At 66.4% G+C, this 13,615-nt stretch carries 12 protein-coding genes and 1 pseudogene; 11 read left to right on the top strand and 2 right to left on the bottom strand.

The window, feature by feature from the left end:
* Positions 1–3 precede the first annotated feature (3 nt).
* The 5 genes and pseudogenes from C8D95_RS17895 (at position 4) to C8D95_RS22790 (ending at position 3,227) form a co-directional block, all read left to right on the top strand.
* Complete coding sequence (locus tag C8D95_RS17895; RefSeq protein WP_109760570.1) at positions 4–1,149, top strand: ABC transporter permease; 1,146 nt, start codon at positions 4–6, stop codon at positions 1,147–1,149.
* Positions 1,146–2,081 carry an ABC transporter ATP-binding protein gene (locus C8D95_RS17890; RefSeq protein WP_109760569.1) on the top strand — a complete coding sequence of 312 codons (936 nt, stop codon included), beginning with the start codon at positions 1,146–1,148 and terminating at the stop codon, positions 2,079–2,081. Before C8D95_RS17895 ends, C8D95_RS17890 begins: the two co-directional genes overlap by 4 nt.
* Before the next feature lie 2 nt (positions 2,082–2,083).
* Positions 2,084–2,830: an ABC transporter permease gene (locus C8D95_RS17885; protein ID WP_109760669.1), complete on the top strand. Its 747-nt coding sequence runs from the start codon at positions 2,084–2,086 to the stop codon at positions 2,828–2,830.
* Positions 2,831–2,878: 48 nt separating this feature from the next.
* Positions 2,879–3,049, top strand: a pseudogene (locus tag C8D95_RS22985) (ATP-dependent DNA ligase); the annotation flags it as partial.
* Positions 3,042–3,227: a DUF6471 domain-containing protein gene (locus C8D95_RS22790; protein ID WP_109760568.1), complete on the top strand. Its 186-nt coding sequence runs from the start codon at positions 3,042–3,044 to the stop codon at positions 3,225–3,227. The pseudogene C8D95_RS22985 and the gene C8D95_RS22790, both read left to right, overlap by 8 nt.
* On the opposite strand, the gene C8D95_RS21810 is transcribed toward C8D95_RS22790, so the two are convergent.
* Both C8D95_RS21810 and C8D95_RS17875 read right to left on the bottom strand, forming a co-directional pair.
* A complete protein-coding gene (locus C8D95_RS21810; protein ID WP_126918451.1) occupies positions 3,224–3,985 on the bottom strand; it encodes a hypothetical protein in 762 nt (253 codons plus the stop codon). The genes C8D95_RS22790 and C8D95_RS21810 overlap by 4 nt on opposite strands.
* A gap of 85 nt (positions 3,986–4,070) precedes the next feature.
* Positions 4,071–5,180 carry a mechanosensitive ion channel family protein gene (locus tag C8D95_RS17875; protein WP_109760567.1) on the bottom strand — a complete coding sequence of 370 codons (1,110 nt, stop codon included), beginning with the start codon at positions 5,178–5,180 and terminating at the stop codon, positions 4,071–4,073.
* A gap of 119 nt (positions 5,181–5,299) precedes the next feature.
* Here C8D95_RS17875 and C8D95_RS17870 point away from each other — a divergent pair, with 119 nt between their 5' ends.
* The 6 genes from C8D95_RS17870 to C8D95_RS17845 all read left to right on the top strand — a co-directional run bounded on the left by C8D95_RS17870 (position 5,300) and on the right by C8D95_RS17845 (position 13,550).
* The gene (locus tag C8D95_RS17870) at positions 5,300–7,111 is read left to right on the top strand and encodes a M3 family oligoendopeptidase (protein ID WP_109760566.1); all 1,812 of its coding nucleotides are present in this window, start codon (positions 5,300–5,302) and stop codon (positions 7,109–7,111) included.
* Between the two features lie 126 nt (positions 7,112–7,237).
* Positions 7,238–7,951: a M48 family metalloprotease gene (locus C8D95_RS17865; RefSeq protein ID WP_126918452.1), complete on the top strand. Its 714-nt coding sequence runs from the start codon at positions 7,238–7,240 to the stop codon at positions 7,949–7,951.
* 278 nt (positions 7,952–8,229) lie between these two features.
* Positions 8,230–9,117, top strand: a complete 888-nt coding sequence (locus C8D95_RS17860) for a helix-turn-helix transcriptional regulator (RefSeq protein ID WP_109760564.1) — start codon at positions 8,230–8,232, stop codon at positions 9,115–9,117.
* A 140-nt stretch (positions 9,118–9,257) separates the two neighbouring features.
* The gene (locus tag C8D95_RS17855) at positions 9,258–10,922 is read left to right on the top strand and encodes an ABC transporter substrate-binding protein (RefSeq protein WP_109760563.1); all 1,665 of its coding nucleotides are present in this window, start codon (positions 9,258–9,260) and stop codon (positions 10,920–10,922) included.
* A 68-nt stretch (positions 10,923–10,990) separates the two neighbouring features.
* Entirely contained in the window at positions 10,991–12,121 is a 1,131-nt protein-coding gene (locus C8D95_RS17850) for an ABC transporter permease (protein ID WP_109760562.1), read from the top strand.
* Positions 12,122–12,137: 16 nt separating this feature from the next.
* Positions 12,138–13,550 (top strand): ABC transporter permease, encoded by a 1,413-nt coding sequence (locus C8D95_RS17845; RefSeq protein ID WP_109760561.1) that lies wholly within the window; start codon positions 12,138–12,140, stop codon positions 13,548–13,550.
* The last annotated feature ends 65 nt before the right edge of the window (positions 13,551–13,615 follow it).

The raw sequence follows: 13,615 nt of genomic DNA, 5'->3' as shown, positions 1-13,615 counted from the left end.
GGATTGTCCCCGCCCGGCGTTCTGTTCGCCGTCCTTGGACTGGGCGCGCTCCTGCTTCCTTTCCTGACCGTCGCTGCCAATCGCATCGTCGCCGGCGACGGCGTGTTGCCCTGGCGCCTGGCTGCGCCGGCGGTGACCCTTCCCGGAACGGCTGCCGTGATGGCGGGCCTGCTTCTCGGCCTGCCGTCGGCGTGGCCGCGCCTGCGGTTCGCCGGGTCGATCCTCGGACTGGCCGGCCTGCTCTGGCTGCTGATGCAGGGCGCGCCCGCGCTGCTGGTCGGGGCCGGAGACTATGCGCGGGTTTCGCCCGCCATCGGCTTCTGGTGCCTCCTGCTGATCCTGATGCTGCTGATGGCCGACGCGCTCGCCCAGCTGGCGCCGGGGTCGCTGGCGCGCGGCGCGCTCCTGGCGGCGGTGCTGGGAACGCTGGCGCTGATCCTGTGGTCGGGGACGCTGTCGCAACTGTCGATCCTGCAGGAATACGCCGGCCGCAGGGAGGCCTTCGCCGATGCGGCCGTGCGGCACCTGGCGCTGGCCTTCGGCTCGCTCGCGACGGCGGCGGCGATCGGCTTTCCGCTGGGTATCCTGTGTCACCGGCGATCGAGCCTGCGCACCACGACCCTGCCGGTCCTGAGCTTCCTCCAGACGATACCGTCGCTTGCGATGTTCGGCCTGATGATCCCGATCCTCGGCTGGGTCGGGGACAGCGTGCCCGGTGCGCAGGCCATCGGCATCGCCGGGATCGGCTTTGCGCCGGCCTTTCTGGCGCTGGTGCTGTACTCGCTGCTGCCGGTGGTCGGAAACACCGTGACGGGGCTTGCCGCGACGCCCCCCTCGGCGCTCGAGGCCGCGCGCGGGATGGGCATGACGCCGCGCCAGCGGCTGTGGCAGGTCGAACTGCCGCTGGGCCTGCCGATCATCCTGACCGGGCTGCGCATCGTGCTGGTGCAGAACGTCGGACTGGCCGTCATCGCCGGGCTGATCGGAGGCGGCGGCTTCGGGACCTTCGTGTTCCAGGGTCTGAACCAGACGGCCACCGACCTGATCCTGCTGGGCGCGCTGCCCACCGTCGCACTGGCCCTCGTCTCGGCCATCGTCATGGACATCCTGGTCGAACTGGCCTCTCCGACACCGCAGGGAACCGCATGATCGAGATCGACCGCATCACCAAGACCTACAACGGCGTCAAGGCGGTCGATGCCGTGACGATGACGGTCGAAACCGGCACGATCACCGTCATCGTGGGCACCTCGGGCTCTGGCAAGACCACGCTCCTGCGGATGATAAACCGTCTCGAGGAGCCCACCTCGGGAGAGGTGCGGATCAACGGCGTGTCGACCCTTGCGACGAAGCCGCATCTGTTGCGGCGCCGGATCGGCTACGCGATCCAGGGCCACGGGCTCTTTCCCCATCACACGGTGGCGCGCAACATCGGTGCGGTGCCCCGGCTTCTTGACTGGCCGAAGGACAAGATCGAGGCCCGTGTCGACGAGTTGCTGACCCTGTTCTCGATGGACCCCGCGCAATTCCGGGACCGCTATCCGGCCGAGTTGTCGGGAGGACAGCAGCAGCGCGTGGGCGTGGCGCGGGCACTTGCCTCGCGTCCCGATCTCCTGCTGATGGATGAACCCTTCGGCGCGCTCGACCCGATCATCCGCGCGCGGGCCCAGGACGATCTGCGCCGGATCCAGAAGGCGCTCGGTTCGACCATAATGCTGGTCACGCACGACATGGAGGAGGCGATCCGCCTGGGAGACCGGGTCGCGGTGATGGACGGCGGCAAGCTGGTCCAGCACGGCACCCCCGCCGAGATAATCGCCCAGCCGGCGACCGACTTCGTCGCCAACATGGTGGGCGAGGTCGAGCGACCCCTGAGGCTCCTGTCGCTGATCCCGCTGTGCGATCTGGTCGAGGACGGGGACGCGCCGGGCGCCGCTCTGCCGGCCGACGCCAGCCTGCGCGACGCGCTCGCGGCCTGCCTGTGGACCGGTCGGTCGGCCGTGCCGGTCGAGCGCGACGGCGACGTGGTGGGCCGGGTGACATTCGACGCGATCCGCGCCCGCGCAGAGCTTCGCGCATGAGGATCGGGGTCGGGACCATCCTGCGCCCCGCTCTGGTCCTGCTGCTGCTGGCCCTGGTCTTGAGGCCGGACTGGTTCGCCCCGGTCTTCCGGCCGCTCGCCCCCGAGGGCGCACCGGCGATCTATGCACGCAGCTCGCTTCTGTCGCTGTCGCTCAGCCATCTGGGGCTTGTGGCAGCCGCCACGGCTGCGGCCACGCTGGTCGCGGTGACGCTTGCGATCCTGGTGACCCGGCCTGCGGGCGAAGCCTTCCGCCCCCTCTCGCGCACGGTGACGAACATGGGCCAGACCTTCCCCCCGGTCGCCGTGCTGGCCCTGGCCGTGCCGGCCCTCGGCTTCGGCGCGGGTCCGACGCTGGTGGCGCTTTTCCTCTATGGTCTGCTGCCGATCTTCGAGAACGCCACCATCGCGCTCTCGACGCTTCCGCCCGCCACGATGGAGGCGGCACGCGGAATGGGGCTCAATCGCTGGCAAAGGCTGGTGCAGGTCGAACTGCCGCTCGCGTTTCCCGTGATCCTGACGGGCATCCGCCTGTCGGTCGTGATCGCGCTTGGCACCGCGACGATCGGATCCACCGTGGCCGCCCGCACGCTGGGCGAGGTGATCATCGCGGGCCTGCTCACCAGCAACACCGCCTACGTGCTGCAGGGCGGGATCATCGTGGGGCTCTTCGCCGTCCTGATCTACGACGCGCTCGTGCAACTCGAAGCCCGCCTCGCCCGCCACACCGGAGGGCGCCGCACTGCTTGAGGGGCCGTCCGGAAGGGCGAGGCGCTGGTAGCTTTCACCGGGGGCTGCGGCCCCGTCCGCGTCTTCGAGATCGCCTTCAAAGGCTCAGCAAAACAGACCCGCCACAAGTCCGGCGTGGCGCTCCGCTTTCCCCGCATGGCGCGGTGGCGAACGGATAAGCCCGCCTACGAGGCGAACACGATGGAGGATCTGAGGGCGATGCTGGCGGCTTATGGGTGAGGGGAGGGGCCTCAAGGCCGAACTGAAGCGCCAGGGGGTGACTTACGGTCAGCTTGCCGACATGATCGGCGATAAGGAAGTCAACATTCGCAACAAACTGTCACGAGGCAAATTCAGTGCCGCCTTTTTCCTGCAATGCCTGAAAACCGTTGGCGTAACGGATTTGCGGTTGGGCTAGGTTTCGGGCTTTCCGCGGCCACTGTCATATTGATCTGGGGTAGCGGCATCTACGATTTTGTAGATTGCATAGCTCGCGATCAGTGTAACGGATACGCCGGTCGCTTTGAAGCCGACGATGAACCACAATGGTGGTGGTGGACCCGGCGTCTTGTTGCGTCTGAGGACACACTTGCTCAGTGGGTAATGTCTTTCTTCACTATAGTAGCGGCGGGGCTTTTGGTTGGCACTCTGGTGGCTACTCAAAGAATGGCCGCTGACACCCGAAAAATGGTGCTGGAAACCACCCGCATCGGAGAAGCGCAGGTCCGTGCCTATCTGACTATTGAGAAGGTTTCTGTCACGCCCCGAGCAGAACAATTCTACGTCGACTGGGACATCGCGTTGACCGTCCGAAATACGGGGCAGTCGCCTGCTAGAAGTGTGATGATCGAGGTATCTCGGGTCGGCGGCGACACCGGGCTTGCCAAGGGCGTCTGGCCAGACATCGCCGCAGGTAAAAGTAAACGGGACTCCGTAGAGCTCCTGACCCGCGCCGATGACCTTCGGTTCGCCACAGGTTCGGACACGCGTGTTATTATGCTTTTGCTGGTGAAGGTCCGTTACGAAGATGTCTTTTGTTTGGACGGTAAGACCATCACCGAAAGCGCAGAATTCGCTGGCAACGCCCTCTTGGTCGACGGCGAGACTACAGAGTTCAGAGATTTCTCCGCCTTGGGCAGGGAGATTGATCGCAAAAAAAAATCTGCAGGGCACCAATCATGTGTCAGCCCTCCCGCCGGACGGCTGATCGCGTGGTGCGTTTCCTCCATAAGGCCGGATACTTCGAGACCGATAAAAACGCCTACCCTTCGTCCACCTCGGCAGCCGCCGAAGGCCTCCGATCTGGGTCGCTCGTCACCTCCGCCCTCGTCCGCGGCAGCGCCCCCGGCATCTCGGCCTGGAGCCAGGCCACCAGCGCCTCGCGGATGTCGCAGCGCAGGTCGTAGACCAGGCCGGCGTTCCGCCCCGAGGCGATGACGCGGACCTCCATTACCGTCTCGCGGATGTCCGTCACCTGAACCGCGAAGACGTTGCGGTCCCAGCGGGGCGAGGCCTCGACCACCTCCCGCGCCTTCTCGCGCAGGCGGGCGACGTCGGCGGTGTGATCGACGTAAAGCATCACCGCCCCGATAAGAGAGGCGGTCTCGCGGGTCCAGTTCTGGAACGGCTGCTCGATGAAATAGTTCAGGGGCACGATCAGCCGCCGCCAGTCCCAGATCTTGATGACGACATAGGTCGAGGTGATCTCCTCGACCTGGCCCCACTCGCCCTCGACGATCAGCGCGTCGTCGATGCGGATGGGCTGGGTCACGGCAAGCTGGATCCCCGCGATCAGGTTCTTCAGAAGCGGCTGCAGCGCGAAGCCCACCACGATCCCCGCCGCCCCCGCCGAGGCCAGCAGCGACACCCCATAGTGGCGCACCGTCTCGAAGGTCATCAGCACGGCGGCCAGCGCGCCCACATAGATCAGGATGTTCCCGATCCGCTGCAGGATGCGGCCCTGTGTGATGTGCTTGCGCGCGTTGAGGTTATCCTCGCTGTCGAGGCTGAACTGCCGCAAGTGGATCGTCATCCAGATGCTGAACGCCATCCTCAGCCACCAGGCGATCAGCACGATCGTCAGCACCGTCAGCGCGCGCCGGACGAAGACGTTGAGGCCGTCCGGCAGATCGAACGGCGCGAGCGCGAGAAACAGCGCCAGCGTGACGAAGGCCAGCCGCACCGGCCGCCGCGTGCGCTGGACGAGGCTGCGCCAGAACAGGTCGCGTCCCGCCACGATCCGCGTCGCCACCCGGTGCCACAGCCAGTGCGCCATCAGCGCCACCGCCACGGCCAGCAGCGCCGCGACGAAGGGGCCGCTGCCGCCCGGAAGGGCCGTCAGCCAGCCGCGAAGGAACTCGAGGGTCATCATCCGGCCTATGCTAGCTGCGTTGCAGCGCTCTGGCAAAACGATCCCGCGAGGCGCGCCTCGGGTTCCAATCGCCGCCCGCAGCCTCTATCTCTCACCCGACCACGACACGAGGAGCCGACATGCAGACCCCCGTTTTCGACGCGAACGCCTCCGGCGCGGGCAACCTGGGCGACCTGCCCGAATGGAACCTCTCCGACCTCTACTCCAGCCCCGACGCGCCCGAGCTGAAGCGCGACATGGACTGGCTGGAACAGGCCTGCGCCGACTTCGCCGCCGACTACGAGGGCCATCTCGCCGGTCTCGGCGCACAGGGGATGCTCGACTGCGTCCTGCGCTACGAGAAGATCGACATGGTCGCCGGCCGCATCATGTCCTTCATCGGCCTGCGCTATTACCAGAACACGACCGACGCCGAACGCGCCAAGGCCATGTCCGACGCGCAGGACCGGATCACCGCCTTCACCACGCCGCTCGTGTTCTTCTCGCTCGAGGTCAACCGCATCGACGACGCCGTCCTCGACGGCTGGTTCGCCGGAAACGCCGACCTCGCCCGCTACAAGCCGATCTTCGACCGCCTCCGCCTGATGCGTCCCTACCAGCTGTCGGACGAGCTCGAGAAGTTCCTCCACGACCAGTCCACTGTCGGCGCCGCCGCCTGGAACCGTCTCTTCGACGAGACCATCTCGGGTCTCGAGTTCGTCATCGGCGACGAGACGCGCGGACTGGAAGCCACGCTGAACGACCTCTCCGACCAGGACCGCGCCAAGCGCGAGACGGCGGCGCGCGAGCTGTCCCGCGTCTTCGGCGAGAACGTCAAGCTCTTCGCCCGCGTCCACAACACGCTGTCGAAGGAGAAGGAGATCGAGGACCGCTGGCGTGGAATGCCCACACCCCAGACCGGCCGCCACCTGTCGAACCAGGTCGAGCCCGAGGTGGTCGAGGCCCTGCGCAACGCCGTCGTCAACGCCTATCCGAAACTCTCGCACCGCTACTACGAATTGAAGCGCGGCTGGCTCGGCCTCGACCGGATGCAGGTCTGGGACCGCAACGCGCCCCTGCCGATGGAAAGCGACCGCAGGATCGGCTGGGACGAGGCGCGCGAGACGGTGCTATCCGCCTACGCCGGCTTCGACCCCGAGATGGCGCGCCTGGCGCAACCCTTCTTCGACGACGGCTGGATCGACGCCCCGGTGAAGCCCGGCAAGGCCCCCGGCGCCTTCGCGCACCCGACCGTGTCGAATGTCCACCCCTACGTCATGCTCAACTACCTCGGCAAACCGCGCGACGTGATGACGCTGGCCCACGAGCTTGGCCACGGCGTCCACCAGCGCCTCGCGGCCGGGCAGGGCGAGCTTCTGGCCTCGACGCCCCTCACCCTGGCCGAAACCGCCAGCGTCTTCGGCGAGATGCTGACCTTCCGCCGTCTCCTCAAGGACGCGCCCTCGCAGAAGGAACGCAAGGTCCTCCTCGCCGGCAAGGTCGAGGACATGATCAACACGGTCGTCCGCCAGATCGCCTTCTACGATTTCGAATGCAAGCTCCACGCCGCCCGCCGCAATGGCGAGCTGACGCCCGATGACATCGGCGAGTTGTGGATGAGCGTGCAGGGCGAGAGCCTCGGACCCGCCTTCGACTTCATGGAGGGCTACGAGACCTTCTGGTCCTACGTCCCCCACTTCGTCCACTCGCCCTTCTACGTCTATGCCTACGCCTTCGGCGACGGCCTCGTGAACGCGCTCTACGCGGTCTACGAGGAAGGCGACGCCGACTTCCAGAAGAAGTACTTCGACATGCTCAAGGCCGGCGGCTCGAAGCACCACAAGGAGCTTCTGGCCCCCTTCGGCCTCGACGCCTCCGACCCCGCCTTCTGGGACAAGGGCCTCGGCATGATCTCGGGCTTCATCGACGAGTTGGAAGCGATGGAGGGCTAGGGACGTCGCGGCACTGTCCTGCCGTTGCCACAGTTCTCGGCTAGAGGGGGCGTCATGGACACCGCAGCCAGGAACCCCGTCGAGAGACTGCTGAGAGGCGTCTCGACAGACCACGCAGAGACCGTGATGGACGCGTGGCGCGACGTTCTTCGTGATAGAGAAGTCTCCGTGGTCGACCTGTGCCGGAAGCTGGACTCCAGCGCCTGGCAGGAAAAGCCGCATGGACCGTCGGGGAAATACTTCGGGGTTCTGCTTGCCGCTCTTCACGAGTTGGATCGCGACATCTTCGTTCGCGAAGTCGATCGGCTGAACGACATTCCGCTGCATCCGCTACACCGCAAGACACTTGAGATCTTGTCGCGCCGACAGAACGACAAGCCCGTGACTCAGGTCGGGGGAGGCATCCCGGTCTATGTCGCAGACGAGATAAGCGAACCAGACCTGGTCGCCGACAACGTTCGGCGATGGAGCAGGGTCAGGGGCCTGAACTTGGACGAAGTAACACGGATCGACGTCCTTGCGCGACATCCGGCACTCGACTTCCTTGGTTGCTACGACGTGCAACTCTCCGGCATCGTCCTGACGTGGCCGGTCGACCGGGTGTCAGGTATCCGGCTTTGGTGGCGTCGGCTGGATGCCGAACATACGTTCTACCACGAGGTGGGCCATCATGCCTGCGGCCATCTCGAGGGCGGACAGGTCGCGACGCAGGAAGCCGAGGCCAACGTCTATGCTGTCAAAATGATGCTCAGGGCGAGGCCGCCGCTTCGCCTGCTCTTGGTCGCGGTTCTTTGGCCACTCGTGCTGTGGCAGCGGCGGTCGCATCGGCAGAAAGCATGACCACGTGCCTCTGCGGAAGACGACCTGGAAACAACTCCAGCCCAAGCTTTGCGCTTCAAACCGCGAATCGACGACGTACTGAACGGCTTCGGAACGTGTCGCGTGCTGCGGATCTTGCCTCGTGTCCGGCAGATAGCGTGGCGTGAAGTCACAATTCGCAGTTAATACCACTAATTCGCAGGTGTTCGACGGAGGGTCATGACGGCTTCGTTGACCGGAAGCGGAAGGTGCGCCACAATTTTGCCGTATTTACCGTCTGGGGCCTGGGGTAACGGTTCATGTCGTTGCATCGTCTGACGCTTCTCCCGCAGCCTGGTGGGACGGAGGCGCAAATCTCGCGCGTGCCGACGCCCGCGCCGCAGCCTGACCGGCTGCCGGTCGAGGTCGTGTCTGTGACGCGCCTCGCTCAGGGCGGGCGCTGGCGCACCGAGGCCATGCGCAGCTACGACCGTCCCGTGCTCGTGTGGTTCACGCGCGGGCAGGGCCGGCTGACGATCTCGGGCCGCAGTTCGGGCTACAGCCCCCACAACCTCGTCTTCCTGCCGCCCCGCACGATGCACGGCTTCACCACCTCCGGCCCGGTTCTGGGCTTCGTCGTGTTCCTGCCGGACGGCGAGGAGTACGACTGGCCGATGGAGCCGCTGCACCTTCGTCTCAACGAGGTCCAGCTCCAGCGCGAGCTGACCGGCATGATCGACGCCATGCAGCGCGAGGCCGACGGCAAGGGCCTTCACTCCGCCCGCGCCCTGTCCTGCCACGCCGGGCTTCTGTCGGTCTGGCTTGCGCGCGTCGCGGACCAGTATGCCGACGCACCGAACCCCTCGCAGGCGACCCGGCTCGACACCGCCGCGCACCGGCTGGCCGAGGCCTTCACCTCGCTCGTCGAGCGCGACTTCAACCGGCCCGACGGCGTCCAGCACTACGCGGCACTTCTCGGCGTGACGCCCACGCACCTGTCGCGCGTCTGTCGCAAGATCGCGGGCCGTCCCGCGCTCGACATCCTCACCGACCGGCGGCATTTCGAGGCCAGGCGCCTTCTCCGCGACACCGATATCCGGGTCGCGCAGGTCGCCCGCCACTGCGGCTTCGCCTCGGCCGCCTACTTCACCCGCGCCTTCCGGTCCCGCACCGGACAGAGCCCGTCCGAGTTTCGCCACGGGGTCTGACGGTCGGTCTTCGTCCCGGACGATCCCCCACTTTCAGGTAGTTACGGTTGACCTGAGGGACCCGACATGACGAAATGCCCGCAACATGTCCTACAGAGGCCCGACTCGGATCGGGCCCGGCCCACAGGGAGAAGATACCGATGGTGAAAGAAGCCGCCACGCGCGGGACCGTTCATCCTGCCGCGTTCATGTATGCGGACGAATTCCGCGAGGGCCGCCTGAGCCGCCGCGAATTTCTCGCCCGCTCGACCTCGCTCGGCGTGTCGGCGGCGGCCGCCTACGGCCTGATCGGCGCGGCGACGCCCGCGCGGTCCGAGGCGCACATGCAGCCGGGCGGCACGCTTCGCTGCCAGATGCAGATCAAGGCGCTCAAGGACACCCGCACCGCCGACTGGTCCGAGATCGCCAACGTCACACGCGGTACGCTCGAGTACCTCGTCGAGTACAACAACGACGGCTCCTTCCGGGGCATGCTGCTGGACGGGTGGGAGGTCAACGAGAACGCCACCCTCTACACCCTCAAGGTCCGCCCCGGCGTCACCTGGAACAACGGCGACCCCTTCACCGCCCAGGACGTCGCCCGCAACATCGAGCGCTGGTGCGACAAGGAGGTCGAGGCCAACTCGATGGCTGGTCGCTTCGCCACCATCATCGACCCCGACACCAACAAGGCGATCGACGGCGCGATCACGGTCGTCGACGACGCCACCGTGACCCTGACGCTGCCCCGCCCCGACATCTCGCTCATCGCGGGCATGGCCGACTACCCTGCCGCCGTCGTCCACGAGAACTACGACCCGGACACCCCGAACACCTTCGTCGGCACCGGCCCCTATCTGCTGGAGGAGATGGAGGTCGGCGTCCGCGCCACCCTCGTCAGGAACCCCGACTTCCAGTGGTGGGGCACCGAGGTCTACGGCGGCCCCTACCTCGACCGCATCGAGTACATCGACTTCGGCACCGACCCCGCCGCCTGGCTGGCCGCGATCGAATCCGAAGAGGTCGACATGCTCTACGAGTCGGTCGGCGAATTCATCGACGTCATGGACGACATCGGCCTCCAGAAGTCCGAGGTCGTGACCGCCGCCACCATCGTCGTCCGTCCGAACCAGCTTTCCGAATTCGACGGCAAGCGCGTCTACGAGGACGTCCGCGTCCGCCGCGCGCTGCAACTCGCCGTCGACAACGCCGTCTGCCTCGAACTGGGCTACGGCGACCGCGGCCGCGTGGCCGAGAACCACCACGTCGCCCCCGTCCACCCCGACTATGCCGAGCTGCCGCCCGTCGAGCGCAACGTCGAGGAAGCCGTCGCTCTGATGACCGAGGCCGGCATGATGGACTTCGAGCACGAGATCATCTCGATCGACGACGACTGGATGAAGAACACCACCGACGCCGTCGCCGCCCAGCTTCGCGACGCCGGCTTCGAGGTCAAGCGCACGATCCTGCCCGGCTCGACCTTCTGGAACGACTGGCTGACCTATCCCTACTCCTCGACCAACTGGAACCACCGCCCCTTGGGCGTCCAGATCTGGGCGCTGGCCTACCGCTCGGGCGAAGCCTGGAACGAATTCGGCTGGTCCAACCCCGAGTTCGACGAGCTTCTGACCCAGGCGCTGTCCATCGCCGACGCCGACACCCGGCGCGAGATCGTCGCCAGGGGCGAGGCGCTGATCCAGCAGGAAGGCGTCACGATCCAGCCCTACTGGCGCTCGCTCTACCGGCACTACCGCGAGGGGCTGGTGAACGTCGACCAGCACATCACCTTCGAGCATCACCACTACAAGTGGGCGATGGCTGCCTGATCGCAATGACCGGGGGCGCCAGCACCGTGCCGGCGCCCCGACATCCGAAGATCGGGGGGAGGGTCTAGATGGGACTGTTCATCCTCCGCCGCTTCGCGGTGATGATCCTCACGGCGCTCTGCCTGACCTTCGTCGTCTTCTACCTCACCAACCTCTATCCGAACCTCGAGAAGGTCGCCAAGACGCAGGGCAGCCAGCGCATGTCCGACGTCGAGGTCTCGACCTGGCTGGCCTCCCGCGGCTACCGCACTATGCCCGACGCCCAGCTTCTGGCCGGCGCCCGCAGCGGCGACGTCCCGCGCGAGGAGTTCTCGGAGGCCATCACCGGCTTCGACGCCCGTCTCTTCCGCAACTACGGCGAATGGCTGGGCCTCGTCCCCGGCTATGTCATCGAAGGCGCCGACGGCACCGTCCGCGCCCGCTGCGCCGGCCACGCGACGCCCGACGAGGCGACGCCGCGCTTCTGCGGCCTCCTCCAGGGCGACTGGGGTTATTCGACCGTCTTCCGCAACGACGTGGGGGGCATCATCACGACGCGCCTCGTCCTCACCGGCAAGCTCATGTTCTGGGTCATGGTCCTGATGGTCCCCTCGGCGCTCCTGATCGGCGTCCTCGCCGGGATGCGCGAAGGCACCCGGCTCGACCGGTCGCTCTCGACCTTCTCCATCGCCTCGACGGCCACCCCCGAATACGTCTCCGGCGTCATCCTCATCACGCTCCTCGCCTCGTCGTCGGGCTGGAAGATCTTCAAGGGCACGGCGACCAGTGCGGCCGAGAACGCGACCTTCGAGAACTTCTTCCTCCCCGTCCTCACCATCGCGCTTTACGGGACGGGCTACATCGCCCGCATGACCCGTGCATCGATGACCGAGGTGATGACGGCGCAATACATCCGCACCGCGCGGCTCAAGGGCGTGAGCTTCCGCAACATCGTCCTGAAGCATGCGCTCAGGAACGCGCTCATCGCGCCCTTCACCGTCATCATGCTCCAGTTTCCCTGGCTTCTGAACGGCGTGGTGATCGTCGAGACGCTCTTCAACTACAAGGGCTTCGGCTGGACCCTGGTCGAGGCGGCGGGCAACAACGACATCGACCTCCTGCTCGCCTGTTCGGTCGTGGCCGTTGCGGTCGTTCTCGTGACGCAACTCATCTCCGACATCGGCTACGTCTTCCTCAATCCCCGGATCCGGATCTCGTGATACAGGAGGCACCCCGATGGAACCGCTGACCTGGACCGGAAGCCTCGCGATCCTGAACCCGCTCTTCGTCGGGGCATGGGCCTTTCTCATCGTTGCCTTCGTCGTGTCGTCGGTCGTGTCCGCCTTCTCCGTCGAACGCGCCATATCCGCCGGAGCGTCCGCGCCGACCCGCATCAGCGCCGCAAGCTGGGCAAGCCTCGGCGTCACCGCGGGCCTCGCCCTCGTCGCACTCGTGACGTTCGCCTACCTGATCGGCGGCATCGCCCTGCAGGATCCGCAGCAGAAGGGCATCCTCGGCATCCTGGCCACGCGCTTCCTGCCGGTCTGGCTGGCGCTTGCCGCCACCTTCGCCCTGTCGCTGACCTTCAAGCGCCGCCTCGGCCTCTACGGCAAGCTCTTCGACTCGACCATCGGCATGGCAGGTTTCGCCATCGTCATGTTTTGGGTCTTCACCGCGATCTTCGGCGCGATGGACCTGATCGTGACGCACGACCCACTGGCACAACTGTCGGGCATGAAGAACGCGGTGCCCGGTTCGGCCGTCACGCAAGAGGGCGTCTATCCCTACTACCTCCTCGGCGGCGACAACCTCGCCCGCGACGTGTTCAGCCGCATGGTCAAGGGCGCCTGGGTCGTGGTCCGCATCGCGCCCTTCGCCACGCTCTTCGCCTTCATGGTCGGCATCACCCTCGGCCTCCCGGCGGCCTACTACGGCGGCAAGCTCGACACCTTCCTCACCTTCCTCGCGAACCTGATCCTGGCCTTCCCGGTGATCCTGCTGTTCTACCTCCTCGTCACGCCCGAGATCGTGCAGACCGGCTTGCCCACCTACATGGCGGCGGTGCTGTTCCTCCTGCCGATCGTCTTCGTCGCAGTCCTGATCCACTCGCGCCACTTCACCGACCTCCGCAAGGACGCGATCTACCTGACCATCGCACTCGCCATCGGGCTGTGGCTCTACCTCGGCATCGCCTGGGACGCCGACCCGCTCGGCATCATCGACTTCCCGCCGAACCTCCTCGTCGTCTTCGTCTCGGTCGTCTTCGTGAACGCCCCTACGGTTTTCCGCATCGTCCGGGGCCTCGCCCTCGACATCAAGACGCGTGATTACGTCGCCGCCGCCCAGACGCGGGGCGAGGGGCCCTGGTACATCATGCTGTGGGAGATCCTGCCCAACGCGCGCGGTCCCCTGATCGTCGATTTCTGCCTCCGCATCGGCTACACCACGATCCTCCTCGGCACCCTCGGCTTCTTCGGCCTCGGTCTCTCGCCCGAAAGCCCGGACTGGGGCTCGACGATCAACGACGGCCGCAAGCTCCTGTCGATCTACCCCCACCCGGCACTCGCCCCCGCGCTCGCGCTGATGAGCCTCGTCCTTGGCCTCAATCTCCTCGCCGACGGGCTCCGCGAAGAAAGCCTGAGGGACTGATGCCGCTTCATCTTGCCCCAAATACGCACCGCGCCACCGGGCCTGCCCCCGGTGCGGTGCACCGA

Origin of the sequence: Silicimonas algicola, assembly GCF_003148765.1 — a bacterium.
In the GTDB taxonomy this organism is placed as follows: Bacteria; Pseudomonadota; Alphaproteobacteria; order Rhodobacterales; family Rhodobacteraceae; genus Silicimonas; species Silicimonas algicola.
Note: the sequence above shows the minus strand (reverse complement) of the source record. Positions and strands in the feature narration are given on the sequence as shown.

Bases quoted from the DNA above. Each gene is read 5' to 3' on its own strand.
- C8D95_RS17855 (WP_109760563.1), top strand. From the start codon at position 9,258: ATGGTGAAAGAAGCCGCCACGCGCGGGACCGTTCATCCTGCCGCGTTC.
- C8D95_RS17865 (WP_126918452.1), top strand. From the start codon at position 7,238: ATGGACGCGTGGCGCGACGTTCTTCGTGATAGAGAAGTCTCCGTGGTC.
- C8D95_RS17875 (WP_109760567.1), bottom strand. From the start codon at position 5,180: ATGATGACCCTCGAGTTCCTTCGCGGCTGGCTGACGGCCCTTCCGGGC.
- C8D95_RS17850 (WP_109760562.1), top strand. From the start codon at position 10,991: ATGGGACTGTTCATCCTCCGCCGCTTCGCGGTGATGATCCTCACGGCG.
- C8D95_RS17845 (WP_109760561.1), top strand. From the start codon at position 12,138: ATGGAACCGCTGACCTGGACCGGAAGCCTCGCGATCCTGAACCCGCTC.
- C8D95_RS17870 (WP_109760566.1), top strand. From the start codon at position 5,300: ATGCAGACCCCCGTTTTCGACGCGAACGCCTCCGGCGCGGGCAACCTG.
- C8D95_RS17890 (WP_109760569.1), top strand. From the start codon at position 1,146: ATGATCGAGATCGACCGCATCACCAAGACCTACAACGGCGTCAAGGCG.
- C8D95_RS22790 (WP_109760568.1), top strand. From the start codon at position 3,042: ATGGGTGAGGGGAGGGGCCTCAAGGCCGAACTGAAGCGCCAGGGGGTG.
- C8D95_RS17860 (WP_109760564.1), top strand. From the start codon at position 8,230: ATGTCGTTGCATCGTCTGACGCTTCTCCCGCAGCCTGGTGGGACGGAG.